The sequence below is a fragment of the Streptomyces cyslabdanicus genome, assembly GCF_052663305.1.
In genome coordinates this window covers 340056-366076 of sequence record NZ_JBQRUW010000016.1, presented here as the reverse complement: position 1 = coordinate 366076, position 26021 = coordinate 340056, and the positions used below count along the sequence as shown (strand labels likewise).

25 protein-coding genes are annotated in these 26021 nt (G+C 70.4%); 5 read left to right on the top strand and 20 right to left on the bottom strand.

The genetic code is table 11. The features are described from left to right. Positions 1–124 precede the first annotated feature (124 nt). The gene (locus ACTYVM_RS12185; protein WP_445525936.1) at positions 125–1378 is read right to left on the bottom strand and encodes an IS701 family transposase; all 1254 of its coding nucleotides are present in this window, start codon (positions 1376–1378) and stop codon (positions 125–127) included. A gap of 285 nt (positions 1379–1663) precedes the next feature. Here ACTYVM_RS12185 and ACTYVM_RS12180 point away from each other — a divergent pair, with 285 nt between their 5' ends. Beyond that, positions 1664–2365 (top strand): hypothetical protein, encoded by a 702-nt coding sequence (locus ACTYVM_RS12180; protein WP_445525935.1) that lies wholly within the window; start codon positions 1664–1666, stop codon positions 2363–2365. A 141-nt stretch (positions 2366–2506) separates the two neighbouring features. On the opposite strand, the gene ACTYVM_RS12175 is transcribed toward ACTYVM_RS12180, so the two are convergent. From ACTYVM_RS12175 to ACTYVM_RS12160, 4 genes are all read right to left on the bottom strand, one after another. Then, entirely contained in the window at positions 2507–2704 is a 198-nt protein-coding gene (locus ACTYVM_RS12175; RefSeq protein ID WP_400029661.1) for a hypothetical protein, read from the bottom strand. A 69-nt stretch (positions 2705–2773) separates the two neighbouring features. Further along, a complete protein-coding gene (locus ACTYVM_RS12170) occupies positions 2774–3697 on the bottom strand; it encodes a carbohydrate ABC transporter permease (RefSeq protein ID WP_445525934.1) in 924 nt (307 codons plus the stop codon). Continuing rightward, positions 3694–4608: a carbohydrate ABC transporter permease gene (locus ACTYVM_RS12165; protein ID WP_445525933.1), complete on the bottom strand. Its 915-nt coding sequence runs from the start codon at positions 4606–4608 to the stop codon at positions 3694–3696. The genes ACTYVM_RS12170 and ACTYVM_RS12165 overlap by 4 nt, the downstream gene beginning before the upstream one ends. 19 nt (positions 4609–4627) lie before the next feature. Continuing rightward, entirely contained in the window at positions 4628–5953 is a 1326-nt protein-coding gene (locus ACTYVM_RS12160) for an ABC transporter substrate-binding protein (protein WP_445525932.1), read from the bottom strand. A 210-nt stretch (positions 5954–6163) separates the two neighbouring features. On the opposite strand from ACTYVM_RS12160, the gene ACTYVM_RS12155 reads away from it, so the two are divergent. Further along, positions 6164–8224, top strand: a complete 2061-nt coding sequence (locus ACTYVM_RS12155) for an NPCBM/NEW2 domain-containing protein (RefSeq protein WP_445525931.1) — start codon at positions 6164–6166, stop codon at positions 8222–8224. A 144-nt stretch (positions 8225–8368) separates the two neighbouring features. On the opposite strand, the gene ACTYVM_RS12150 is transcribed toward ACTYVM_RS12155, so the two are convergent. Beyond that, positions 8369–8962: a hypothetical protein gene (locus ACTYVM_RS12150; RefSeq protein ID WP_445525930.1), complete on the bottom strand. Its 594-nt coding sequence runs from the start codon at positions 8960–8962 to the stop codon at positions 8369–8371. Between the two features lie 57 nt (positions 8963–9019). Continuing rightward, positions 9020–9973 (bottom strand): ROK family protein, encoded by a 954-nt coding sequence (locus ACTYVM_RS12145; protein ID WP_445525929.1) that lies wholly within the window; start codon positions 9971–9973, stop codon positions 9020–9022. Positions 9974–10198: 225 nt separating this feature from the next. Here ACTYVM_RS12145 and ACTYVM_RS12140 point away from each other — a divergent pair, with 225 nt between their 5' ends. Then, entirely contained in the window at positions 10199–11269 is a 1071-nt protein-coding gene (locus ACTYVM_RS12140; RefSeq protein ID WP_445525928.1) for a LacI family DNA-binding transcriptional regulator, read from the top strand. 96 nt (positions 11270–11365) lie between these two features. On the opposite strand, the gene ACTYVM_RS12135 is transcribed toward ACTYVM_RS12140, so the two are convergent. The 5 genes from ACTYVM_RS12135 to ACTYVM_RS12115 all read right to left on the bottom strand — a co-directional run bounded on the left by ACTYVM_RS12135 (position 11366) and on the right by ACTYVM_RS12115 (position 16077). Further along, the gene (locus ACTYVM_RS12135) at positions 11366–12670 is read right to left on the bottom strand and encodes a DUF6986 family protein (protein WP_445525927.1); all 1305 of its coding nucleotides are present in this window, start codon (positions 12668–12670) and stop codon (positions 11366–11368) included. 250 nt (positions 12671–12920) lie between these two features. Further along, positions 12921–13883 (bottom strand): electron transfer flavoprotein subunit alpha/FixB family protein, encoded by a 963-nt coding sequence (locus ACTYVM_RS12130; protein WP_445525926.1) that lies wholly within the window; start codon positions 13881–13883, stop codon positions 12921–12923. A gap of 51 nt (positions 13884–13934) precedes the next feature. After that, positions 13935–14729, bottom strand: a complete 795-nt coding sequence (locus ACTYVM_RS12125) for an electron transfer flavoprotein subunit beta/FixA family protein (RefSeq protein ID WP_445525925.1) — start codon at positions 14727–14729, stop codon at positions 13935–13937. A 219-nt stretch (positions 14730–14948) separates the two neighbouring features. Continuing rightward, positions 14949–15467 carry a flavin reductase family protein gene (locus tag ACTYVM_RS12120; RefSeq protein WP_445525924.1) on the bottom strand — a complete coding sequence of 173 codons (519 nt, stop codon included), beginning with the start codon at positions 15465–15467 and terminating at the stop codon, positions 14949–14951. Positions 15468–15675: 208 nt separating this feature from the next. Next, positions 15676–16077 (bottom strand): thioredoxin family protein, encoded by a 402-nt coding sequence (locus tag ACTYVM_RS12115; protein ID WP_445525946.1) that lies wholly within the window; start codon positions 16075–16077, stop codon positions 15676–15678. Between the two features lie 284 nt (positions 16078–16361). On the opposite strand from ACTYVM_RS12115, the gene ACTYVM_RS12110 reads away from it, so the two are divergent. Further along, positions 16362–17090, top strand: a complete 729-nt coding sequence (locus tag ACTYVM_RS12110; protein WP_445525923.1) for a lysophospholipid acyltransferase family protein — start codon at positions 16362–16364, stop codon at positions 17088–17090. A gap of 248 nt (positions 17091–17338) precedes the next feature. Here the strand turns inward: ACTYVM_RS12110 and ACTYVM_RS12105 are convergent, their stop codons facing one another. From ACTYVM_RS12105 to ACTYVM_RS12075, 7 genes are all read right to left on the bottom strand, one after another. Then, positions 17339–18034, bottom strand: coding sequence for a B3/B4 domain-containing protein (locus ACTYVM_RS12105; protein WP_445525922.1), 696 nt, complete (start codon positions 18032–18034; stop codon positions 17339–17341). A gap of 17 nt (positions 18035–18051) precedes the next feature. Beyond that, the gene (locus ACTYVM_RS12100; protein WP_445525921.1) at positions 18052–18645 is read right to left on the bottom strand and encodes a transglutaminase-like domain-containing protein; all 594 of its coding nucleotides are present in this window, start codon (positions 18643–18645) and stop codon (positions 18052–18054) included. Between the two features lie 61 nt (positions 18646–18706). After that, positions 18707–20134, bottom strand: a complete 1428-nt coding sequence (locus ACTYVM_RS12095) for an FAD-dependent monooxygenase (protein ID WP_445525920.1) — start codon at positions 20132–20134, stop codon at positions 18707–18709. Next, positions 20127–20447, bottom strand: a complete 321-nt coding sequence (locus ACTYVM_RS12090) for a DUF6545 domain-containing protein (RefSeq protein WP_445525919.1) — start codon at positions 20445–20447, stop codon at positions 20127–20129. Before ACTYVM_RS12090 ends, ACTYVM_RS12095 begins: the two co-directional genes overlap by 8 nt. 637 nt (positions 20448–21084) lie before the next feature. Then, entirely contained in the window at positions 21085–22161 is a 1077-nt protein-coding gene (locus ACTYVM_RS12085) for a threonine aldolase family protein (protein ID WP_445525918.1), read from the bottom strand. Further along, the gene (locus ACTYVM_RS12080) at positions 22158–22913 is read right to left on the bottom strand and encodes an SDR family NAD(P)-dependent oxidoreductase (protein ID WP_445525945.1); all 756 of its coding nucleotides are present in this window, start codon (positions 22911–22913) and stop codon (positions 22158–22160) included. The genes ACTYVM_RS12085 and ACTYVM_RS12080 overlap by 4 nt, the downstream gene beginning before the upstream one ends. Before the next feature lie 44 nt (positions 22914–22957). After that, positions 22958–24355 carry a DUF6421 family protein gene (locus ACTYVM_RS12075; RefSeq protein ID WP_445525917.1) on the bottom strand — a complete coding sequence of 466 codons (1398 nt, stop codon included), beginning with the start codon at positions 24353–24355 and terminating at the stop codon, positions 22958–22960. Between the two features lie 370 nt (positions 24356–24725). Between ACTYVM_RS12075 and ACTYVM_RS12070 the strand changes: the two genes are divergently transcribed. Then, positions 24726–25409 carry a glycerophosphodiester phosphodiesterase gene (locus tag ACTYVM_RS12070; RefSeq protein WP_445525916.1) on the top strand — a complete coding sequence of 228 codons (684 nt, stop codon included), beginning with the start codon at positions 24726–24728 and terminating at the stop codon, positions 25407–25409. Positions 25410–25429: 20 nt separating this feature from the next. Here the strand turns inward: ACTYVM_RS12070 and ACTYVM_RS12065 are convergent, their stop codons facing one another. After that, on the bottom strand, positions 25430–25969 hold the full coding sequence (locus tag ACTYVM_RS12065) for a GNAT family N-acetyltransferase (RefSeq protein WP_445525915.1): 540 nt from the start codon (positions 25967–25969) through the stop codon (positions 25430–25432). Positions 25970–26021 lie beyond the last annotated feature (52 nt).

Below are 26021 nucleotides of genomic sequence, written 5' to 3'. Positions count from 1 at the left end.
TGTAGCGGGCCGCGGAGTGGTCAGGGGTGGCCTTCGGCAGGCCGCCCCTCGATCGTGCGACAGCGTCGCAGGTAGTGACAGCGGCGGGCGACCGCTTGGCGTCGTCGGCGCCAGTTCGACCAGCTCAGCGCGTGGTGTCGTCCTCGACGGCCACGAAGGTGCGGCGGTTGGGGACGACAAGCTGCCAGGAGTCGCCGAATCTCCGCCACTGTGAACTCGATTGCCCCGGCTGCCTCACCGGTGCCGCCCCCTTTTCCCGGACCTGGTGCGCCGTGGCGGCCAGGAAGGCGTGCGCGAGCATGGCCAGAGTGATGTGCCGGTACCAGCCCACGTAGCGACGGACCTCGTACTGGTCCAGGCCACACTCGTTCTTCGCGGCCTGGAAACACTCCTCGATCGCCCAGCGCGTCCCGGCGATCCGCACCAACTCCCGAACGGTGGTCTCCAAAGGAGCGTAAGCGAGGTAGTAGGCGATCTCATCGGGCTTGCTGATGCTGCGCCGGGCCAGCGCCCACCGCATCCGGTGGGGGACCTCGCCCTGGTAGTCGAACTCGGCAACCGCTGGCAGCCGCACTGCTGCCCAGTAATAAACACGCGGCCCCTTCGCACCGTCACCGCACGAGAGCTTCTCCCATGCTTCGGCCGGGGCCTGCGAGAACAGCCCGTCGATGCGGGGACAGCCCACGGTGAACTGGGACTTGGGCACGGCCAGCACGTAGCCGACGCCCGACTGTTCCAGCAGTCGCCGGAAGCGGCCCTCCTGACCGTAGGCGGCGTCCGCGGTGACCCAGGCGATGGGCAGCGGCGAGGCGAGGGACCGCAGCACGATGCGCCGGGCCAACTCGCCCTTGGTGGCGAATACTCGCTCGTCAGGGACTTTGGCCGCGCGGCAGCGTTCGCGGTCCTCGGTCCAGGTCTTGGGCAGGTAGAGCTCGCGGTCGACCAGGGCCCGGCCTCGGGTGGTGGCGTAGGCGGCGAAGACGCCGATCTGGCAGTTCTCGGTGCGGCCGGCAGTTCCGGAGTATTGGCGCTGAACCCCGGCGGAGGTGATGCCCTTCTTGATGAACCCGGTGTCGTCGATGATGAGGACCCCATCGGTCTCGCCGAGCTTGTCGGCGACGTATTCCTGCAGGTCGTCGCGGATATCGTCGGGGTTCCACTTCGCTCCGGCGAGCAAGTGCTGCAGACCGTCAGGGGTAGCGTGACCTGCCTGCTCGGCCAGTTGCCAGCTGTTCTTTCGGGCCACCGGGGCGAGCAGACCGCGTACGTAGTCACGCATGCGGCGGCGTAGTTCCACCCGGCCGAAGCGATGGCCGATGGTCACGAAGAGGTCGTCCAGTTCCAGGTCCCACTGCTCGGCAACACGCGCGGTGATCACGTGAGAAGGCTGCCCCGCACCCTGTCGCTACCTGCGGCACTGTCGCACGATCGAGGGGCGGCCTGCCGAAGGCCACCCCTGACCACTCCGCGGCCCGCTACACTCCAGCCGCCCAGCGAAACCCCAGGCCAGACAGCAAAATCCTGCTGGAGTACTAGGGGCGTGACGGAGCCACCGGCCGGATCATCTCCGGCCGGCGGCGCCTGCTGTCCGAATCCGCGCTCTTGTCGACAAGTCGCCTTACCCCCACCCTGATCAAGGTCGAAACCGACTCAAGGGGGAAACGTGTCATTCGGCCGAGACGACAGGGAGCAACGCCGCACAATCAACGCACAACTCAGCAGAATCACAGAAGTCCTGGCCGCACTCAAACAGCAGGTCACTGATCAGCAGCACACCATCGACCAGATCCGACAGGACACCACCGCCGCCATCACCAACGAAACAGTCACCAAACCACTGGCCCAGATCGGCAACGAACTGGTGGCCCTCCGCGGCTCCATCAGCCGACTCGAAGGGCAACTCCGCACCGCCCACAGGCCAGTCGAACCATCAGCGACCGAACATCCTCAACCCGAACCACGCCAGCCGGCCGCGGCAATCGAAGAGCCCCCAAATCTCGTCACACTACGCGCAGCCGCAGGCATCTCCTACGCCAACCTCCGGGCCCACCGTGACACGTGGGCGTTCCTCGTCAAGCACGCGAGTAGCGATCCGCACTTCCACATCCCCGGCGACGTGAAGGACGCGGCCGACACCGTGAACGTGCGCGTCTCCGGGCCGAGCATCGTGGCCGCCCTCACCCGCCTCGACGAGGTGAGCCGCACCGATCCCAGCCTCGTCACCCGGGCCATCGCAGGACACCTCCACAAGCGCCTCACTGAAACCGTGGAGGAGATCATCGACAATCCGGATCAGATGCTCGAGGCCGAACCCGTCCGCGTAGTCATCGACGACCGAGCCAAACCGCCCGACGAAGGGCAGTAACAACGAACCACGGCGAGAGGACCAACCCCCCGAACGTCACACGCCCCCGACCATGACTCCCAGTCGGGGGCGTTCGCTTGTGGGCCCATCAGTACCAGTACTTCACAGGACGGCGCCGGCGCCGTGCTCGGCCGACGGGTGTCAGCCGTGGTGGTGCCCGGACGTGTCGTCGTCCGCGGCGTGGCCTTCCTGACCGACGACCTGGTCGACGGTGCCCACGATGTCCTTCACGTTCCGATCGCCGAGCCCGTCGTGGTCGACGGCGTGCGACGGGCTGACGGCGGCGACGACGAATCCGGTGGCCAGGGAGGCGAGGGCGAGCATGCTGCGCTTCTTCATGCTCGGTTCAACTGCGCCGACCGCTCCGAGGTCACGCTCGTGCACCCGGGGGGAGCACCCACCGAGCACTCACCCCTTCGTCGACCCCAGCGTCAGGCCCGCGATGAAGTGGCGTTGCAGGAGCAGGAAGACCAGGATCGTCGGAAGGGCCACCAGGACCGATCCGGCCGCCAGCAGGTTGTAGTCCGTGAAGAACTGCCCGCGCAGGTTGTTCAGGGAGGAGGTGATCGGGAGCTTGTCGGGGTCGGAGATGAAGATCAGGGCCCACAGGAAGTCGTTGTAGACCCAGGTGAACTCCAGCGTCGCCAGGGCCGCGAGGGCCGGGCGGCACAGCGGCAGGGTGATGCGCCAGAACTGCGTCCACACGCCTGCGCCGTCGACGATCGCCGCCTCCAAAATCTCCTGGGGCAGCGTGCGCATGAAGTTGGCCAGGACGAAGACGCAGAAGCCCAGCTGGAAGCCGATGTTGACGATGATGACGGCCCAGTAGGAGTCGTACAGGGTCAGCGAGTCGGACATCCACCACGGCAACGGGATCCTGTTGAACAGGACGTAGAGCGGTGTGACGATCACCTGCTGCGGGAGCAGGTTGCCCGCCGTGAAGAACACCAGCAGGACGAGGCCGCCGCGCAGTTTCAGGCGCGAGACCGCGAACGCCACGAACGCCGCCAGGAACAGCGTGACGATCACCGCGGGCACCGCGATGATCAGCGTGTTGGCGAAGTACCTGCCCATGCCGGACTCGGTGTAGGCCTGGCGGTAGTACCCGAAGGACAGATGCCTGGGCCAGGAGAAGTAGCCGTGCTGCGCCGTGTCCTGATAGGGGCGCAGTGAGGCGTAGACGGCGAGCAGCAGCGGCGCGACGAACACCAGCGACACCGCCGACAGGAAGATCTGCACGCCCCAGCGGCCCCGCCGCCGGGGTGCCGCGGGCGGTGCGGGTGCCGGCGCCGCGCGGTGTACGGGCACGGTGCCGCGGATGTCTGCCGTCATCGGTCGCGCGCACCTCGCAGCTCTTGGACCAGGAACGTCACGATGCCCCCCAGGGACACGGTGAGCAGGACCACGGCGATGGCGGAGCCGAAGCCGATGCGGCTCGCCTCGCCGATGATGTTGTCGGTGATCAGCACCGACAGCAGTTCCAGGCCGTTGCGGCCCTTGTTGACCGCGTAGACGATGTCGAAGGCGCGCAGCGCCTCGATGACGGTGATGACGCCGACGACGACGTTCACCGGGCGCAGGGTCGGCAGGACCACGCGGAAGAACGTCTGGCGTTCGTTCGCCCCGTCGATCGCCGCCGCCTCCTTCAGCGCCGGGTCGACGGACTTCAGGCCGGCCAGATAGAGGATCATGACGTAGCCGACGTGCCGCCAGCTCGCCGCGATCATCATCATCCAGATGTTGAGGTGGGAGTCGCCGAGCCAGTCGATGGGGTCGGTGCGGTTGCCGAGGAGGGTGTTGATCGCGCCCTGGTCGGTGCCCAGCAGCAGTTGGGCCATGAAGCCGACGATGGCCAGCGAGAGCACCACCGGCAGGTAGAGCACGGACTGGTAGAAGCGGCTGAAGCGGACCCCCCGGTCGATGAGGACGGCCAGGAACAGCCCGAACGGTGTCGCGATCAGTCCCAGGAAGAGCAGCCACAGGACGTTGTGGCGGACCGCGGGCCAGAACGGCGGGTAGTTCTCCGCGAGGTTCCGGTAGTTCTCGCCGCCGGCCCAGTGGATGTCCCCGATGCCGTCCCAGGAGGTGAAGGACAGTCCGACGGAGGCCAGCGTCGGCCCCCAGACGATGGCGACGTCGAGCAGCACCGGTATGCCGAGCAGCACGCCGAGGACGGCGAGGTCGCGGCGGGTGAACCGGCGCAGCCGTGGCCGTCCGGCGCGCCGCGGGGAGGTGAGCGCCACGGAAGAGGTCCCCCAGTGATCAGCCGACGGGCTGCGAGAAAATGGTCTTCTTCTGCCGTTCGATGCTGTTGCACAGCCCGTCGACGTCCTTCGGATTGCCGATGAAGTCCTGGATCGCCTGGATCATCACGGTGGAGGCGAAGTCGGGGCGGGTGTCGCGGTCCAGGAACTGCGAGATCTGCTTCGCGCCGGAGACGAGTTCGGCGGACTTCTTCTGCAGGGCGCTGTAGGCGGAGGTGTCGGCACCGGAGTTGACGGCCACGTTGTTCGGGTCGTACCGCAGGTAGACGTCCTCGGCCTTCGCTGTGCCGAGCCACTTGAGCAGGTCCTTGGCGGCGGCGACGTTCTTGGACTTCTTCGCGACGAGGAAGCCGTCGATGGGCGCCTCCACGGCGTCCTGGCCGTACTGCGGGTCGATCTCGGGGAACGCGAAGAAGTCGATGTCCTCGCGCTCGTTCTCCGGGAACTGGCTGCCGGGGTGCGGCATGCCGAAAACGGCCATGCCCGTCTTGCGCTGCTGAAGGCTCTGCCCGGCCTCCTCCCAGGTCCGGCCGAGGGCGCCCTTCTGGTAGTACGGCATCAGTTCGCGCCAGGTGTCGAAGACCTTCTTCACCCGGTTGTCGGTCCACGCCTGCTCGCCCGCCATCAGGGACTTGTGGAAGTCGTACCCGTTCAGGCGCAGGTTGATGTAGTCGAAGGTGCCCATGGCGGGCCAGCCGTCCTTGTCGCTGAAGGCGACCGGCGTGCCGTCCTTGGACATCTGCTTGGCCAGCGCGATGAACTCGTCCCAGGTCCCGGGCTGTTGGTAGCCCTTCTGCTGGAACAGGCTCTTCCGGTGGAAGACCGCCCACGGGTAGTAGTAGTACGGCACGAAGAACTGCTTGCCGCCGTGCGTCGACTGCGCCTTCAGGGCGTCGGAGAACCCGGAGTAGGACGACCACACGTCGCTGATGTCGGTCAGCAGCCCCTTCTCCGCGAAGTACTGCATCCGGTACCCCGCGAACCACATGAAGACGTCGTCGGGACGGCCCTGGAGATAGCGGTTGATGTTCTCCTGGAAGTCGTTGTGGTCCTTGGTGTTGACCTTGACCTTCTTGCCGGACTGCTTCCGGTACGCGTCGAAGGCCGCCGCGAACGCCTTCTTCGGCACCGCGTCCGAGGCGTTCGACCCGACGGTGACCTCGTCCTTGCCTCCGCCGGGTCCTGAGCCGCAGGCGGACAGCAGGGCGGGAAGGGTGACCGCGCCCGCTCCGACGGCCGCGCCGCGCAGGACATTGCGCCGGGAGACGGGATGTCCTGCCGCACCGGTCGGCGGGACGAGCCGGTTGAACGATGACTGCGCCATGTCCCCCTCCTCGGGGTGCGACCCAACACAACCGAACGCGAGAAGGGGATCTCATCGCCAACTCGGGGAGCAGTCAAGGGATCTGACGGGATATCGAACAACCGTTACCACTTCTCTTCCAACAGAGTTGGACACGTCCTACCATAACCGCGCACCGATGACGCGAACATGAGGTCATCCCATCTTTCGCGAGTTCGGAGGAGCGTTCCTATGCGTCACCCGTACACGCGCACCGCCCGTCACACCGTGGTCGGGACTCTGGTCGCAGGACTGCTGTGCACCGCGGGACTCGCCGTCCCCGCCGTCGCCGCGCCCGCCGTCGCCATCCCCGCCGCGCCCGCCGCCGCGGCTCCCGCACCGGACTCCGTCACGCCCACCCGGGCCGACGGGCTCGCCCTCACCCCTCCGATGGGCTTCAACAACTGGAACTCCACGAACTGCCGGGCCGAGTTCGACGAGGCCATGGTCAAGGGCATCGCCGACCTCTTCGTCGCCGAGGGCCTGAAGGACGCCGGGTACCAGTACGTCAACCTCGACGACTGCTGGGCCCTGCCCGCCCGCGACGCGAACGGCAAGCTCGTACCCGACCCGGCCCGGTTCCCGAACGGCATCGCGGCCGTCGCGGACTACGTGCATTCCAAGGGGCTCAAGCTGGGCATCTACACCAGCGCCGGCACCAAGACCTGCAACAGCGCCGGATTCCCCGGCGCGCTCGGCCACGAGTACAGCGACGCCCAGCAGTTCGCCGACTGGGGCGTGGACTACCTCAAGTACGACAACTGCAACAACCAGGGCGTGGACGCCAGGCTCCGGTACACCACCATGCGGGACGCGCTGGAGGCGACCGGCCGGCCCATCGTCTACAGCATCTGCGAATGGGGCCAGAACAAACCCTGGGAATGGGCCTCCGACATCGGGCACCTGTGGCGCACCACCGACGACATCAGCGACAACTGGGGCTCGATGCTGTCGATCCTGAAGCAGAACCTGCCGCTCGCCCCGTACGCCGGTCCTGGCCACTGGAACGACCCCGACATGCTGGAGGTCGGCAACGGCGGCATGACGGACACCGAGTACCGCACCCACTTCTCGATGTGGTCCGTGATGGCCGCGCCGCTCCTCATCGGCTCGGACCTGCGCGAGGCCTCCGAGGCGACCCTCGACATCCTGGGCAACAAGGAGGTCGTCGCCGTCGACCAGGACCCGCTGGGCAGGCAGGGCGCCGTCGTCTCCTCCGAGGGCGGGCGCTGGGTCGTGGCCAAGGAGATGGAGGACGGCAGCCGCGCCGTCGCGCTGTTCAACGAGACCGGCAGCCCGCAGCGCATCGCCACCACCGCGCGGGCCGTGGGCCTGCCCGACGCCGCCGCCTACACGCTGCGCGACCTGTGGCGGCACCGGTCCTCCAACACCGCGGGCGCGATCTCGGCGACCGTTCCGGCCCACGGCACCGTCCTGGTCCGGGTCTTCGCCGACCGCCACTGGGCCGCGAACCCGCCCGCCGTCGAACTCGGCCTGGACGGGGTCCCGTTGCTGGAGGCGAGCAAGCCGGTGACGCTGACCACGACCGTCACCGACCTGGGCCGTACGCCGGCCACGCAGGTGTCCGTGTCCCTGACCGGCCCCAAGGGCTGGACGGTACGGGCCGAGTCCGCGTCCCGGGCCCCGTCCGTACCGACGGGCAAGGCGCTGCGCACCCGCTGGACGGTCATCGCACCGGCCGGAACACCGACGGGGCGGTACGACCTGACACTCGAGGCGGGCTACCGCTCCCCCGGCGGCACCCGCGCCGACAGCGACCTGACCGTCGCCGCCAGTGTGGTGGTGCGGCCGCCCGCCGGGACGTCGTACCTCAGCGACCTTCCCTGGATGTCGGCCGCCAACGGTTACGGCCCGGTGGAGCGCGACACCAGCAACGGCGAGAGCGGCGCCGGTGACGGTCATCCGATCACCCTCGGCGGGGTGGTGTACGCCAAGGGGCTCGGCGTCCACGCGGAGAGCGCCGTCGAGTTCTACACCGGCGGCGCCTGCCGGGCGGTCACCGCGGACGTCGGTGTCGACGACGAGAAGGACGGCAAGGGCACGGTCGCGTTCGAGGTCTGGGCCGACGGCAGGAAGGTCGCCGCCACCGGGGTCCTCACCAACGCGTCGGGCGCGCAGCCGCTGTCGGCCGACGTGACCGGAGCGCAGGTGGTCCGCCTCGTCGTCACGGACGGCGGCGACGGCATCGACTCCGACCACGCGGACTGGGCGGACGCCCGCCTGATGTGCTGAGCCGGGGATGGGCTGAGTCGGGGATGTGCTGAGCCGACCGAGGAGGCGTGCCCCGGACAAGCCCGCGCCGGGAACGCCTCCTCGCACCCGTCCGGCTCTCGGAACGGGCCCACATCGCCCAGCGGGTCATCGTGCGTCCGACTCTCAGAGGGGGCCCAGATCACCCAGCGGGTCATCGTGCACGTCCGGCCGCTTCCGCCCCAGGAAGAGCACCAGCGAGGCGGCGACGGCCACCAGCCCCGGCACCACACTGAGCGGGCCCGGCCCCAGCGCCCACCAGCACACGACGAACAGCGGCGGTGAGACAGCGGCCGCCACCAACGCGACGCGCTGGACGACCCCGGCCGACCAGGCCGTCCGCAGCGGGCTCGGGTTCGTCCTCCACTGCAGGATCACGCCGATCACGACCAGGGATGTCGTCACGACGCAGGTCGGCAGGCCGATGTGCGGGAGCTTCTGCCACTCCACCCCGGAACTCGGTTCGAGCATCAGCGCGCCCTGGACGAGCACCCCGGCGCCGATCAGGGCGAAGGCTCCACCGAACATTCGGACGATCTTGATGTCGCGTGGCGATTTCGGCTGCCACGGCCGGCCGTTCAACCGGAACGTCTGCCGTGCCACCCCGCGATTGTCGAAGGCCAGTCCGCCGCCGAACACGACGGCCATGACTCCCCACACCATCAGGAACAGAGCCAGGGCGTTTCCGCCCCCGGCGGCCGTACTCTGCTGCGCCACCACCAGTCCCCCTCCGTCTTTTGACGTGCACGGCCCACATCATGGACCGCGGCCGCCCTGTCAGACCCCGGCCGCCGTCACGTCCGTTCGGGCCGCGAGCGCTGCGGCCGCCGCTCCGACCAGGCCGGCGTCGGTGCCCATCTGGGCCGGGGCGACCGTCAGAGCCCGTACGAAGGAGAGGGTGGCGTAGTCGGCCAGGGCACGGCGGAGCGGGGCGAGGAGCACGTCCCCCGCCTTGGCCACTCCGCCGCCGATCACCGCGATGTCGATCTCGACCAGGGTCGCGGTGGCGGCGATGCCCGCGGCCAGGGCGCGGGCGGCGCGGGCGAAGGAGGCCACGGCGACCGGGTCCCCGGCGCGGGCGGCGGCGGCCACCGCGGCGGCCGAGGTGTCGCCGTCGGGGCCCGGGCGCCAGCCCTGGTCCAGGGCCCGGCGGGCGATGTTCGGGCCGCTCGCGATGCGCTCCACGCAGCCGCGCGAGCCGCACGGGCACGGGTCGCCGTCGAGGTCGACGCTGATGTGGCCGATGTGACCGGAGTTGCCGGTCGGGCCGGGACGCAGCCGCCCGTCGAGGACCAGGCCTCCGCCGACACCGGTGGAGACGACCATGCACAGCGCGTTGTCGTGCCCCCGGGCGGCGCCCTGCCAGTGCTCGGCCGCCGTGATGGCCACGCCGTCGCCGATCAGCTCCACGGGCAGGCCGCCGGCCGCGGCACTGGCTCGCTCGACCAACGGATAGCCGCGCCAGCCGGGCACGTTGACGGGGCTGACCGTGCCCGCGGAGGCGTCCACCGGGCCCGCGCTGCCGATGCCCAGGGCCGTGGCACGCGCCCACAGCGGCGACGCGCCCAGCTCGCCGAGCACCTCCCCCACGGCGCGCATCACGGTGTCCCCGTCCTCCTGCGCGGGCGTCGCGCGCTGCGCGCGTACCAGGATGCCGCCGCGGCCGTCCACCAGCGCTCCGGCGATCTTGGTGCCGCCGATGTCCAGCGCGGCCACGAGGTCGGTGTGCATCAGAGTCAGATCTCCCCGTCAACCATGAGAAAACCAAGAGGTGGGCGCAGTTCCGGTCCTGCCGAGGGGGGCGCGGCCCGGAGTGTGCGATGGACAGTCTCTCGTGCGTATGACAACGTTGTCCAGGTTCTATGCTCGACGCCACATCCTCATACGAACCCATGGACCCGCGCATCCCCGTGGACGCGTCACTTCTCCGTGGACGACAGGACAGGACGCCGCACCGTGCCCGAGACCGCCCGTCGAGCAGACCGCCCCGCAGACCGCCCCCACCGCGCCCTGGGGAACCGCTACGGCAGCCGTCCGACCATGAAGGACGTGGCGGCCCGCGCGGGCGTCGGCTTGAAGACCGTCTCCCGCGTGGTCAACGGCGAGCCCGGGGTCACCCCGGACACGGAGCGGCGCGTCCAGGACGCCATCGCGGCCCTGGGCTTCCGCCGCAACGACAGCGCGCGGGTGCTGCGCAAGGGCCGTACGGCGAGTGTCGGGCTGGTCCTGGAAGACCTCGCCGACCCGTTCTACGGGCCGCTGAGCCGCGCGGTGGAGGAGGTCGCCCGCGCGCACGGGGCCCTGCTGATCAACGGCTCCAGCGCGGAGGACCCGGAGCGCGAGCAGGAGCTGGCGCTGGCGCTGTGCGCACGGCGGGTGGACGGACTGGTCGTGATCCCGGCCGGTGACGACCACCGGTATCTGGAGCCGGAGATCAAGGCGGGTGTCGCAACCGTGTTCGTCGACCGCCCGGCCGGGAACATCGAGGCCGACGTCGTGCTGTCGGACAACTTCGGCGGCGCCCGCGACGGCGTAGCCCACCTGATCGCCCACGGCCACCGCCGGATCGGGTTCATCGGCGACATGCCCCGCATCCACACGGCCGCCGAGCGTCTGCGCGGCTACCGGGCGGCGATGGAGAACGCGGGCATACCGGTCGAGGACTCCTGGATGTCGCTGGGCGTCACCGACCCGGAGCGGGTGCGCCGGGCCACCGAGACGATGCTGTCCGGGCCCGACCCGGTCACCGCGGTCTTCGCGGGCAACAACCGCGTGACCGTCACCGTGATCCGTGTGCTGGCCGAGCACGCGCGCCGGGTCGCCTTCGTAGGCTTCGACGACATCGAACTGGCCGATCTGCTCGAGCCGGGCGTCACCGTCGTCGCCCAGGACGCGGCAACCCTCGGCCGGACCGCCGCGGAGCGCCTCTTCCGCCAGCTGGACGGCACCCTCCTCGCCCCGGAACGCATCGAGATCCCGACCCGGCTGATCACCCGCGGCTCGGGCGAACTGCCCCCGTCGGGCTGAACCACCGCCGGCCGCGGGAACGTGATCCGCAGCGCGCAGGAGCGTGACCTCGGGGCCAGAGGTCCCTGGTCACGCTCCTGGCGGTGGGCCGTGCGGCTACTGCGCCGACGCGGTGAGGTCGCCGCGGCGTGGGGCGGCGAAGGACTCCAGGTCGGCGCGGGTCAGGCCGCTGAGCCGGGTGACCTCGGCGGAGTCGAGGGCGCCGCAGTCCAGACCGCGCAGCAGGTAGCCGCTGAGCGCCTTGGCGGTGGCGGGCTCGTCCATGACGTCGCCGCCGGCCCGGCTGACGTAGCGGGCCAGCCGGGCGGCCGCCTGTTCGAAGCCCTCGCGGTAGAAGGCGAACACCGCCGCGTACCGCGTCGGGATGTGGCCGGGGTGCATGTCCCAGCCCTGGTAGTAGGCGCGGGCCAGGGCACGGCGGGTGAGGCCGAAGTGCAGCCGCCAGGCGTCGTGCACCTTCTCGGTCGGGCCGACCGGCAGGACGTTGGTGGAGCCGTCCGAGACGCGTACGCCCGTGCCCGCCGCGGCGACCTGCATCACGGCCTTGGCGTAGTCGGCGGCCGGATGGTCGCTGGCCTGGTAGGCGGCGGAGACACCGAGGCAGGCGCTGTAGTCGAAGGTGCCGTAGTGCAGTCCGGTCGCGCGGCCCTCGGCGGCCTGGATCATCCGGGCGACGGCGGCGGTGCCGTCGGCGGCGAGGATGGACTGACTGGTCTCGATCTGGACCTCGAAGCCGAGCCGCCCCGGCGCCAGCCCATGGGCCTTCTCGAAGGCCTCGAGCAGCCGGGCCATGGCGGTGACCTGCTCGGGGTAGGTCACCTTCGGCAGGGTCAGGACCAGCCCTTCGGGCAGGCCGCCCGCCTCCATCAGGCCGGTGAGGAAGATGTCGAGGGTGCGGATGCCCCGGTCGCGGACCGCCGCCTCCAGGCACTTCATACGGATGCCCATGTACGGTGCGGCCGTCCCGTTCCGGTACGCCTCGGCGACCAGTCCGGCCGCGCGGGCGGCCGCCTCGTCCTCCTCCGCGTCGGGGCGGGGGCCGTAGCCGTCCTCGAAGTCGATCCGCAGGTCCTCGATCGGCTCCCGCTCCAGCTTGGCGCGGACGCGGTCGTACACGGGAGCGGCCAGGTCGTCGCTCAGGCCGAGGACGGCGGCGAAGGAGGCCGCGTCCGGGGCGTGTTCGTCGAGTGCGGCGAGCGCCTGGTCGCCCCAGGAGCGGACGGTGCCGGCGTCGAAGACGTCGCCCGGAACATAGACGGTGTGCACGGGCTGGCGGGTGCCGGGGTCGCCCGGGTAGCGACGCTCCAGTTCGGCGTCGACCGGCGCGAGGGAGGCGCTGATCTCCTCGCTGACGGCGCCCGCGAGGCTCGTCGCCACGTTCTCCTGCTGGCCCTGACCCATTCCACACCCTCCTGCTTTCCGCTTCATGGAATCAATAATCCGCAGAACGAAGTTATCCGTGGATCTTCCCGTGGGTCAACACCGTCTTTCCGCGACCGCCCACGCCTTCATCCTGGCGCGCGGGAGGCGGGGATCACCTGTCGAAGCCCGGGAGGGTGCGCTCGGGAGGGTGGGCCGCCAGGACGAGCCGAGGCCCCCGCGTCCCACCCGGAGAGGGCGGGGCACGGGGGCCTCGGTCGATGCCGGAGGATCAGCCCTTGCGGGACTTGATCTCCTCGGTGAGCTGCGGGACGACCTGGAACAGGTCGCCGACCACGCCGTAGTCGACCAGGTCGAAGATCGGGGCCTCGGGGTCCTTGTTGACCGCGACGATGGTCTTCGAGGTCTGCATGCCGGCCCGGTGCTGGATCGCGCCGGAGATGCCGTTGGCGATGTACAGCTGCGGGGATACGGACTTGCCGGTCTGGCCGACCTGGCTGGTGTGCGGGTACCAGCCGGCGTCGACGGCGGCGCGCGAGGCGCCGACGGCCGCGCCCAGGGAGTCGGCGAGCGCCTCGATGACCGCGAAGTTCTCCGCGCCGTTGACGCCACGGCCGCCGGAGACCACGATCGCGGCCTCGGTCAGCTCCGGACGGCCCGTCGACTCGCGCGGCGTCCGGCCGGTGACCTTCGTGCCGGTCGCCTGGTCGGAGAACGTGACGTCCAGCGCCTCGATGGCACCGGCGGCCGGGGCGGCCTCCACGGCGGCCGAGTTCGGCTTGACCGTGATGACCGGAGTGCCCTTGGAGACACGGGACTTGGTGCTGTACGAGGCGGCGAACACCGACTGGGTGGCCACCGGACCCTCGTCGCCGGCCTCCAGGTCGACGGCGTCGGTGATGATGCCCGAACCGATGCGCAGCGCCAGACGGGCGGCGATCTCCTTGCCCTCGGTGGAGGACGGCACCAGCACCGCGCCAGGGGAGACGGCCCCGACCGCGGCCTGCAGGGCGTCCACCTTCGGCACGACCAGGTAGTCGGCGTACTCGGGCGCGTCGTGGGTGAGGACCTTCACCGCGCCGTGCTCGGCGAGCGTCGCGGCGGTGTCCGCGGCACCGGCGCCGAGGGCGACGGCGACCGGCTCGCCGATGCGGCGGGCCAGGGTCAGCAGCTCCAGGGTCGGCTTGCGGACGGCACCGCCTGCGTGGTCGACGTAGACGAGGACTTCAGCCATGGGACTTCTTCTCTCCTGCTTGCGAAGGGGGGCGGTCGGCGGATTGCGGGCTCAGATGAACTTCTGGCTCGCGAGGAACTCGGCGAGCTGCTTGCCGCCCTCGCCCTCGTCCTTGACGATCGTGCCCGCGGTGCGGGCCGGACGCTCCGCGGCGGAGTCGACGGCCGTCCAGGCGTTCTCCAGACCGACCTCGTCCTCGTCGATGTCCAGGTCGGACAGGTCCCAGGACTGAACCGGCTTCTTCTTGGCCGCCATGATGCCCTTGAAGGACGGGTAACGGGCCTCGCCCGACTGGTCGGTGACCGACACGACCGCGGGCAGGGACGCCTCGAGCTGCTCGGAGGCCGCGTCGCCGTCCCGGCGACCCTTCACCGTGCCGTCCTCGACCGACACCTCGGACAGCAGCGTCACCTGCGGGACGCCCAGGCGCTCGGCCAGCAGCGCCGGAACCACACCCATGGAGCCGTCGGTGGAGGCCATACCGGAGATCACCAGGTCGTAGCCGGCCTTCTCGATCGCCTTGGCCAGCACCAGCGAGGTGCCGATCGCGTCGGTGCCGTGCAGGTCCTCGTCCTCCACGTGGATCGCCTTGTCGGCACCCATGGACAGCGCCTTGCGCAGCGCGTCCTTGGCGTCCTCCGGACCCACCGTCAAAACGGTGACCTCGGCGTCGCCGTCCCCGTCGTACTCCTCCACAATCCGCAGCGCCTGCTCGACCGCGTACTCGTCCAGCTCGGAGAGCAGACCGTCCACGTCGTCACGGTCGACGGTCAGGTCATCGGCGAAGTGCCGGTCGCCAGTGGCGTCGGGCACGTACTTCACAGTGACAACGATCCTCAAGCTCACGCCGGCTCTCCTACTGCATCGTCTTCTCTGGGCTGCCTTCCTGGAGGCAGCATAGGCGCCTGAAGCGGCCGATCCCGGTCAGGGCGACCGCGCGCTCCGAGCGGAATATTACTCGTCAGTACACCCAGTTCATGCCCACTGAGCAAGCGCTTTGAACTGTGACCTTCGCAACGCAGCGTAACCGGAACCGAACGGCTTCGCAGGAGAGGGGCGGGGTGATCAATCACGCAGCGCGCCGAAGCGGCCCTGGTGATAGAGGAGTGGGCGGCCGGCGCCCGCGGGGTCGCCCAGGACGACCTCGGCCAGCACGATGCGATGGTCCCCGGCCGGCACCCGAGTGACGACCCGGCACACCAGCCAGGCGAGCACCCCGTCGAGGACGGGCACCCCCTCGGGGCCCTCGCGCCACGCCGTCGGCGCTCCGAACCGGTCGGCACCGCTGCGCGCGAAGGTGGCGGCCAGGTCCTCCTGGTGCTCACCGAGTATGTGGACGCCGACATGGTCGGTCGCGGCGACGGCCGGCCAACTGGAGCCGCCGGTATCGATGCCGAAGGAGAGCAGTGGGGGCTCGGCGGAGACGGAGGTGAGGGAGGTGGCGGTGAAGCCGACCGGACCGGTCTCGCCCCGAGCGGTGATCACCGCGACGCCCGCCGCATGCCGCCGGAAGACGGAGCGCAGCAGCTGGGGGGAGGCGGACTGGACGGTGCCGAAGGCACCCAGGCCGGACGTGGCCGTCATGGAGTCGTCCTTCTGCTGGTCGGACGAGCGGAATCCGCGGCTGCTCAACAGCCCGGACGGCGCACGCTCGTGTGGTGGGCTGGGTCGACGCGGGGCCGCCCGAGAAGAAGGAGTTCCGAGGGCATGCGGTCAGGCTCACGATAGTTGGCGTGCACAGTCAAGTACGTCCCGGGATGCGGGAACTGCCCCACCGTCACGGACGGGGGCCTCACACCGCCTCCCCCAGGGCCGCGATGACGTCCGCCTTGCGCGGTTGTCCGGCGGCCCGCCGCACCACCCGGCCGTCCGCGTCGAGGACGAGCACGGTCGGCGTCCTGAGGATCCCGAGTTCGCGCACGAGGTCGAGCCGGGCCTCGGCGTCGACCTCGACGTGCGCCACCCCGGGGACCATGCCGGCCACCTCGTCGAGGATCCGCCGGGTCGCCCGGCAGGGAGCGCAGAAGGCACTGGAGAACTGCACCAGTGTGGCACGCGCGCCGAGGCCCTCACCGAGTTCGGCCGCCCCGAGCCGCCTGCCCTCGTCACATCCCCGCACGCCCGTTCTCCCCTTTCCCGCTGTCCCGCTGTTCCGCTGTTCCGCTGTTCCGCTGTTCCGCCGCCGCGCTTTCACGAACACGCCTTCCGTGTCAGCGTCCGCGCGGGCGCGGAGATTCCCGGCGGCCGGAACGCTTCCCCGGGCGGCCGCCAAGGCCGGCACCCCTGGACACATACACCCCCGCTGGGCCGTCGGGCGGAATCTCAGGGGTGACGTGACGAGGATCTCGCCGTGGACGGGCACGTGGGCTGGCTCCCGGGCCGTTCTTGGGGCACGATCTGCGACAGGCCGTAGACCTACGGCAGCGTAACTTCCGCCGGGATCCCCTTCCCTGGCAGACAGAAGGGTCCGTCCCGCTCATGGCAGAGCTCGTCTACCGCCCCGTCATCGGTCTCGCCCGTACGATGTTCAAGGCGTGGGACCTCAAGATCGACTGCCAGGGGTCGGAGAACATTCCGCGCACGGGCGGCGCCGTGCTGGTGAGCAATCACATCAGCTATCTGGACTTCGTCTTCAACGGGCTCGCGGCGCTCCCGCAGAAGCGCCTGGTGCGTTTCATGGCGAAGGAGTCGGTCTTCCGGCACCGGATCTCCGGGCCGCTGATGCGCGGCATGAAGCACATCCCGGTGGACCGCGCCAACGGCGAGGCGGCGTACGCGCGGGCGCTGGACTCACTGAAGTCCGGCGAGGTGGTCGGGGTGTTCCCGGAGGCCACGATCTCGCAGTCGTTCACGCTGAAGAGCTTCAAGTCGGGCGCGGTCCGCCTGGCCCAGGATGCGGGCGTCCCCCTGGTGCCGATGGCCGTCTGGGGCACGCAGCGGCTGTGGACCAAGGGCCACCCGCGCAACTTCAGGCGCAGCCACATCCCGATCACGATCCGGGTGGGCGAGGCCGTGGAGGCCTCCCGCGAGCAGTACGCGGGCGCCCTCACCCGCAAGCTGCGCGAGCGCGTCCAGGAACTCCTGGAGGCCGCCCAGCGCGCCTACCCGGTCCGCCCCCGGTCCGCCGACGACACCTGGTGGATGCCCGCCCACCTCGGCGGCACGGCCCCGACCCCGGACCAACTCCGCACGGCCGGGGCGCACTGACCCCGGACCGATTTCCCGCTGGGCCTGTTGCGCACTGACCCCGGCGCAGCCGCGCGGTCGGCCCGCCGGGTCCCGGCGTCGCACAGCAGACCGGGAAGATGACGGACAGGCCTGCTCCTAGTGCCGCGGCGGGCAACGTGCGCCCGTCAAGGAGCGGCGTCCGGTGCGTGCTCTGGGGGTCCCCCCTGCTCGAAGAGCTTGGGGGAGTGCCGGGCGTCGCGACGGGGCAAACGTTGCCTGTCGCGGCACTAGGACGCGGGCGGCCGTACGGTGACCTCGGCGCCCGGGCTGAACTTCTCCAGCAGTTCGGCGAGTTCGGCCGCCGCTGCCTGCACGTCGGCCACCGGCATCGGGAGCAGGCTCTCCAGCAGGAAGATGCCCGACGTGGTCTGCTCCGTGAGGCGGGTGCGCGGGCCCTGGCGCCAGTTCCAGCGGCGGCAGGTCACGCCGGCCCCGTCGCACCACACCACCTCGCCCGCGTCCGGGTGCTCGACGGTCTCCTCGCCGCCCGCGACGGTCACGAAGTCCTCATCGCCGCCGGCGCGCACCAGGCGCATGCCGCCCTGGATCCGGTCGAGGTCCTCGCCGCCGACGGGGACGAGGTGGGCCACGCTGATGGCGTTGTAGAGGTCGACGAGCAGGTTGATGCGGGGCAGGCCCGCGTCGGTCAGCGCCCGCCGGGCCAGCGCCTCGGCCGAGTTGCGGGTGCGGGAGGGCTTGGAGCCGAACGCCGTGTACGTCTCGCGCCAGGCGGCCATGTGCGGGTCCTCGTGCGGGGCGCGCCCGTCGAGGCGTGCCGCCAGACGGCGTGCGGCGTCGTCGAGGAGCGCCGAGGAGGCCTCGGTGCTCGGTCCGCCCACCAGCCCGTGGGCCTCGACGGCCACGTGGGTGAAGCCGGGCGCGAGTGCGCGCACCTCGTCGGACACAGTGAGTGTCAGTGCCATGTTCTCCCGCCTCGCGGTCAGAGTGCGGCAGGGAGCGTCTTCCACAGCCGCGGCCGGTCCGGAGCGGCCGTGAGGGCGGCCAGCACGGCCGGGTGTGGTTCAGCGTACAGCACTGGGCAGTCCAGCTCGTTGGACTTCAGGTCGGGTACGAAGGCCAGGCGCTCGCCGGTCAGGGAGAACCGGGCGTCGACACCCGGCTTGTTGCCGCGCGGGTCCTGCCGGTGCCAGGCTCCGTTGAACCGGACCGCGACCAGTCCGTGCACCACGTGCCCACCGCCCTCGTCCCGCGTCAGCCGCTGGTAGCACAGCGCCGTCGGGATGCCCTCGGCCCGCAGCAGCGCCGCCACGGCATGGGCCTTGGCGTAGCAGATGCCGGTGCGCAGGCGGAGGACGTCGGAGGCGCGCCAGGTGACGCGCGGGTCGCCCGCATCCTGCGAGTGCGGGATGGCGTCACGCACGAACTCGTACGCGACACGCGCATAGTCATACGAGTCCGCCGCCCCCTGCGCAAGGCGGGCAGCGGTCTCACGGACCACCGGATGCTGATGGTCGATCGCCTCGTCGGCGGCCAGATAGGCGGAGAGGTCGGAGGTGTGCTGGATCAGCTCCATACCCGCAGAGCATAGGAACGCAACCGCTCACCGGTCAATGACTTTGCCCTTTAATGCATACCTATGCATAGTCGGAATCTCTCGCCGGCTTGTTCGGGCTGTTCAGAAGTTCACGCTGGGCCGGAGTGAGCTGGGGGCCGTCGAGTGGCGGACGGAGGGGGCCGAGGAGGGCTGACAGCAACACGCTGGGTTTGACGAGTGTGGTGGGCGCGGCCTGCAGGGCGAGGACGTCGGTCAGCGCCGTCGCGGCGCGGAAGGAACCTGTCGCGGTGCGGGACAGGCGGCTGACGTAACGGTGCAGGAGGCGGTCGGCGAGGGTCGGGCTCTTGCCCTTCGTGGTGGCGAAGTGGATGTCCTGTCCGGTGGCGAGAGCCCACGCGTGGTCGATGGGGCGGGCGATGGCGCGCTGGGCGCGGCGGGCGAGCCCCGTGGTGAGGCCGCCCGAGAGCAGCTCGCGCAGGGCGAGGGCGCCTTGCGCCGCCACTGATATGCCCTGCGCGTACACGGGGTTGAAGACCGCGGCCGAGTCTCCCAGTACCACCAGGCCCTCCGGCCGGCGGGTGAGCCGTTCGTAGTGGTAGCGCCGGTTGGCGGTGCTGTGGCTGACGCTGACGTCGGTGAGCGGTTCGGCGTGGGCCAGGAGGTCGGCCAGGAGGGGGTGGCGCAGGGTGCGGGCGAAGGGTTCGAAGGCGTCCGCGTCACGGGTGGGATGCCCGCCGGGGGCACCCATCAGGCTGACGTGCCAGCGGTTGCCCTCGATCGGCAGCATGCCGCCCGCCTTGCCGGGCCGGGGCAGCCGCGGGTCGGCCTGCACACCGACCATGGGCCAGTCGTCGGTGGCGACGGGAGCACGGTAGATCCGGCTGGCGTAGACCAGACCGGAGTCGATGTCGTCCTGCGCGAGGCCGGTGACGCCGAGTCCGGCGAGCCACTGGGGCGTGCGGGTGGCCCGGCCGGAGGCATCGACGACCAGGTCGGCACGGATCTCGTCCTCCGCCCCGTCGGCGGTGCGGACCCGCACGCCCGTCACGGTACGGCGGTCACCGAGCAGCCCGACCGCCCTGGTACGCGTGCGCACGCCGACCCGGGGGTCTTCGAGGACCTGTTGGCGGACGACGAAGTCGAGCAGGTCCCGGCTCGCGCTGATCAGGTAGTGGGTGGCGTGCTGCCAGCGGCGGTACCAGCCCTCGGGAGAGCAGATGACCATGTTCGAGGTGACGGGGATGCGGTGGGCTCCCGCGGCCAGCAGACGGTCGATGCTGCCGGGCAGGAGATCCTCGATCGCCTCGGCGCCGCCGGTCTGCAGCATGTGGATGTGCACGGCCTGGGGAACACCGGTGCGCGGCTCGGGTCCTTCGGGCAGTTCGTGGGCCTCGACGATCTCGACGGCGTCGACGTGGTCCCTGACGGCTGCCGCGGCGAGCATGCCGGCCATGCTGCCCCCGATGACGACTGCGCGGACGGGACGGTGGCGCGGGGCTTCACTCATGGCGGGCTGCCTTCCTCGGGGCACGAAGTCGATTCAGGAGGTCCGGCAGTACGGGCGAGGTGACGGCCCGGGACACAGGAACCAGGCCCTGCGCGCGCCCTGCCGGTGTGCGCGTCATGGCCTGGGGTGGTTCGGGGTCGGCGCGCTGCCGGTCGCGCGCGACGAGGATCACGGCCGCGTCGGCGGTGGCCGCCGCGCGGGACGTGTCGTCGCCGTTGCGAAGCGCTGCCTCGTAGGCAGCCGCGCGGACGGCGGGATCGCAGTACGGGGTCAGCGTGAGGAGGGCGTCGTACACGGCGGTCCTGCGAGCCATGGGTCACGCACAGGCATGAGAACCGCCGGGTCTGCTCCGGGGGAGCCGTCCGCCAGTTGAAGATCAACAGGAGACGGGCCCAGGCCGCGCGCAACAACGTGTGGTGCCGCCTGCGGAGCAGGGCGGGGATCTTCACAGCGCAGACCAGAAGAAGGGTGAGCCCGCAGGCGTAGAAGCCGGCGGGAACACCGCTTTGTGCAGCCGGACCGGTCGGCCGCGCACCTGGCTGAGGACCTGGCCCATGGCGACGGTGACGTCCTCGTTCTCGGCCGGTGGCCGAAGGTTTCCGACGAGTTGGGCGCTGAGCCTTCGCATCGCCCTGGACGCGCTACTCATCGGTGCTCTTCCCCGTCGGGTTCCACGCCGGGGACGGTGCCCGCCGACGGTTCACCACCTCGCACCCGCTCTTGGAGCGGTGCGCGGTGAGGCGCTCAACTGCCGCTGCCAGAGGGGGACGGGCTCCACCAGGGGGCCTCCTGTCCTCCGAGGGCGGGCAGTTGATCAGAGCGGTGCGTGCATGGCACCTTACCGACGCCCCTCACCGCTCTCAACGATCGTTTACCGCCAACTCGCCGATCGGGTCCGCGCCCACCCGGGGGCGGGCGACCCGACGGGGTCAAGGGTGATCAGAGGGTGATCAGTCCTGGCGCGCCATCTCCTCCTTCAGGGCCGCCACGAACGCGTCCACGTCGTCCTCGGTGGTGTCGAAGGCGCACATCCAGCGCACGACGCCCTCCGCCTCGTCCCAGAAGTAGAAGCGGAACCGCTTCTGGAGACGCTCGCTCACCTCGTGCGGGAGCTTGGCGAAGACGCCGTTGGCCTGCACCGGGTAGAGGATCTCCACGCCGTGCACGGCACGCACGCCCTCCGCGAGCCGCTGCGCCATCCCGTTGGCGTGCCGGGCGTTGCGCAGCCACAGGTCCTGGGCGAGCAGCGCCTCCAACTGCACCGACACGAAACGCATCTTGGAGGCGAGCTGCATGCTCATCTTGCGGATGTGCTTCATCCGGCGGACAGCGTCCTGGTTGAGGACGACGACCGCCTCGCCGAACATCGCGCCGTTCTTGGTCCCGCCCAGGGAGAGGATGTCGACGCCGACCGCGTTGGTGAACGTCCGCATCGGCACGTTCAGGGAGGCGGCCGCGTTGGCGATCCGGGAGCCGTCCAGGTGCACCTTCATGCCCCGCGCGTGCGCGTGCTCGCAGATGGCGCGGATCTCCTCGGGCGTGTAGAGGGTGCCGAGTTCGGTGCTCTGGGTGATCGAGACGGCCTGCGGCATCGCCCGGTGCTCGTCCTCCCAGCCGTACGCCTGACGGTCGATCAGCTCGGGGGTGAGCTTGCCGTCGGGCGTGGGCACGGTGAGCAGCTTCAGGCCGCCCATGCGCTCGGGGGCGCCTCCCTCGTCGACGTTGATGTGCGCGCTCTCCGCGCAGATCACCGCGCCCCAGCGGTCGGTGACCGCCTGGAGTGCCACGACGTTCGCGCCGGTTCCGTTGAACACCGGGAACGCCTCGGCGGTGGCGCCGAAGTGGCTGCGGACGATCCGCTGGAGGTTCCCGGTGTAGTCGTCCTCGCCGTACGCGACCTGGTGCCCGCCGTTGGCCAGGGCCAGGGCGGCGAGCACCTCCGGGTGGACTCCGGCGTAGTTGTCGCTGGCGAACCCGCGGACCTCGGGGTCGTGGTGACGACGCGCGTCGGTCCTGGGAGGGTTCACGGCTTCTCGGTGAGCCACAGACGGTTTCCGTTCACTTCCGCGGCGGGCTTGCTCCACACGTCGACGATGGCGTCGGCCAGGTCCTTGACGTCGGTGAAGCCCGCGAACTTCGCGTTGGGGCGGTCGGCGCGCATCGCGTCGTGCACCAACGCCTTCACCACCAGGATCCCAGCCGCGGACGTCGGCCCTTCGGCGCCCTCGGCCTTTCCTGCCTTGCGGAAGTAGTCGGCCATGGCCAGCGTCCACGCCTCGGCGGCGGCCTTGGCGGCGGAGTAGGCCGCGTTGCCCGCGGTGGGCTTGCTGGCGCCGGCCGCGCTGATCAGGACGTACCGGCCGCGCTCGCTGCGCTGCAGCGCCTCGTGGAAGGCCAGCGAGGTGTGCTGCACGGTGCGGATGAGCAGCAGCTCCAGGAAGTCCCAGTCGTCCAGGCTGGTCTTGGTGAAGGTCTCGCTGCCGCGCCAGCCGCCCACGAGGTGGACCAGGCCGTCGATCCGGCCGAAGTCCTTCTCGATGTGGGCGGCCCAGTCGCGGGTGGACTGGAGGTCGAGCAGGTCGACCGTGTCCCCGGTGACGCTGGCGCCGCCGGAGGCGTACCGGGCGGCGTCCACGGCCTGCGAGAGCCGCTCCGGGTCGTTGTCCGCGCCAACGACGGTCGCTCCCGCCTCGGCGAGCCTGCGCAGCGCCGCCTGGCCGGCCGGGCCGCCCGCGCCGGCCACCGCGATCACCGCACCGCTGAGAGCCCCGTTCCCCACCATGTTCCTCGCCTCCTGTGCAGTGTTCCCGGTTGCGCGGCCGCTCACGCGGCGACCCGCTCGGCGCTGTCCGCGGTGATGCCCCTGGTTCCGGCGATCACGTTCTTCAGCTTCTTGGACAAGGCCTCGTAGAACATGCTGAGCGGAAACTCGTCCGGAAGCACGTCATCCACGAGTTTGCGCGGGGGCTGGGTCAGGTCCAGGGCGTCGGGGCCCTTGGCCCACTTGGAGCCCGGGTGCGGAGCGAGGTAGGTGGAGACCAGGTCGTAGCCGGCGAGCCAGTGGACCAGCTTGGGGCGGTCGATGCCGTCGCGGTACAGCTTCTCGATCTCGGCGCAGAGCTGGTTGGTGACCTGCGGGGCGCGCTCCCAGTCGATGGTCAGCTTGTTGTCGGTCCAGCGCACCACGTCGTGCTTGTGCAGGTAGGCGAAGAGCAGCTGACCACCGAGGCCGTCGTAGTTGCGCACGCGCTCGCCGGTGACCGGGAAGCGGAACATGCGGTCGAACAGCACCGCGTACTGCACGTCACGGGCCTGCGCGACGCCGTCGGCCTGGAGCTTCACGGCCTCCTTGAAGGCGGTGAGGTCGCAGCGCAGCTCCTCCAGGCCGTACATCCAGAACGGCTGGCGCTGCTTGATCATGAACGGGTCGAACGGCAGGTCGCCGTGGCTGTGGGTGCGGTCGTGGACCATGTCCCACAGCACGAAGGCCTCCTCGCAGCGCTTCTGGTCGTGGACCATGGCGGCGATGTCCTCGGGCAGGTCGAGGCCCAGGAGGTCGACGGCGGCGGCGGTGACGCGGCGGAAGCGGGCGGCCTCGCGGTCGCAGAAGATACCGCCCCAGGAGAACCGTTCCGGCGCCTCGCGCACGGCGATCGTCTCCGGGAAGAGCACGGCGGAGTTGGTGTCGTAGCCGCCCGTGAAGTCCTCGAAGGTGATGCCGCAGAACAGCGGGTTGTCGTAGCGGGTGCGCTCCAGTTCGGCCAGCCACTGGGGCCAGACCATGCGCAGCGCGACCGCCTCCAGGTTGCGGTCCGGGTTGCCGTTCTGCGTGTACATGGGGAAGACGACCAGGTGCTGGAGGCCGTCCACGCGGTGCGCGGCGGGCTGGAAGGCCAGCAGCGAGTCCAGGAAGTCCGGCACCTCGAAGCCGCCCTCGGCCCAGCGGCGCAGGTCCCCCACGAGCGCCTCGTGGTAGGCGGCGTCGTGCGGCAGCAGCGGGGAGAGTTCCTCGACGGCGTCGATCACGAGGCGCACGGCGGCGTCGGCGTCGGCACGGCCCGGGGCGCCCTCGGCCGCGAAGTCGATCGAGCCGTCCTTCGACTGCCAGGGCCGGATTCGCTCCACGGCATCCTTGAGCACGGGCCACGCCGGATGGTCAACCACCCTGGCCACCGAAGGAACCTTTCCCTCCGCACCCAGCTGCACAAGAATTTCCGTCATGTCTCATCCTCCACGGGAGAACCTCGCGTAGGACGACCGTATACATACAGGGTTTCTCCCAGCAAGGGCGCCCCCGGGAAAAAATTCTGCGTGTAGCCATGGTCACCGCCTATTTTCCTGCTGTACACCCGGACAGGGGCAGATCCGATCGGCCGTTCGGGTGATCGACGCCACGTCGCCCACATGCCCACGCCGGAGCGAGAGCCGCGGCGGATGCGCCCCCGTTCCCGCGAGCCGTCACCCCACTGCACCGTGTACGCGGGGGTTCAACCCGCGTGGGGGCCATTAGGCTGCGTCACTACCGCGCGGACGACGAGGTCCGTCCGCTCCGCGCCGCGCCGAGCCGCCGTCGACGGAAGCGAGTTGAACTTTGAACTTCCTTACCATCGGTCACCGCGGAGTCATGGGTGTCGAGCCCGAGAACACCCTCCGTTCCTTCGTCGCCGCCCAGCAGGCCGGCCTGGACGTCATCGAACTCGATCTGCACCTGAGCAAGGACGGCGCGCTCGTCGTCATGCACGACGACGAGGTGGATCGCACCACCGACGGCAGCGGCGCGATCGCCGACAAAACACTCGCCGAGCTGCGTTCCCTGGACGCCGGCCACGGTGAGCGGATCCCGGTCTTCGAGGAGGTCCTCGACGCGGTGCGGGCCCCGCTCCAGGCCGAGATCAAGGACGTGGCCGCGGCCCGCGCACTGGCCGAGGTCCTGCACGAGCGGGACCTGGTCTCCCGCGTGGAGGTGTCCTCGTTCCACGACGAGGCGATCACCGAGATCGCCCGGCTGGTACCGGGGGTGCGCACCGCGCTCGTGGCCAGCCGCTACGACTCCGGGGTCGTCGCCCGCGCCACCGCGGCAGGCGCCGAGACCGTCTGCCTCAACATCCGCCGGCTCACCCTCGAGATCGTCGAGCACGCGCGGAAGGCGGACCTGAGGATCATCGGCTGGGTCGTCAACACCCTGGACCATCTGCGCCTGGTCCGCGCCCTGGAGCTGGACGGCGCGACCACCGACTACCCGGAGATCAAGCTCACCGGCCGCTTCACCGCCTGACCCCCTGCACGGAGCTCCGCCTAGGCGAGTTCCTTGACCAGCAGCTCGAACTCCAGGTCGTCGCGCTGCGGAATGCCGAAGCGCTCGTCGCCGTACGGGAAGGGGGTCGTCCTTCCCGTACGGCGGTAGCCGCGGCGCTCGTACCAGGCGATCAGGTCCTCGCGTACGGAGATCACGGTCATGTGCATCTCCTTGACGCCCCACTCCTCCCGGGCCTGGCGCTCGGCCTCGGCGATGACCGTCCTGCCCAGGCCGGCGCCCTGCAACGTGGGGCTCACGGCGAACATGCCGAAGTAGGCGTGGTCCCCCTTGTGCTCGAGCTGGCAGCAGGCGACCACGCTGCCGTCCCGCTCGACCGTCAGCAGTCGGCTGCCGGTCGACTTGATCACCTCCAGCACGCCCTCGGGGTCGGTGCGCTGCCCCTGGAGGATGTCCGCCTCGGTGGTCCAGCCGGCCCGGCTGGAGTCCCCGCGGTACGCCGACTCGATCAGGTGCACCAGCGTGTCGACATCGGTGTCGAGGGCGTCACGGAAGGTCAGTCCGCTGGCGGCGGTCTTCATCGGGCGTGCCTTTCGGTTCGGGCGCTGTCGGACGGGGCCAGCGACATCCTGC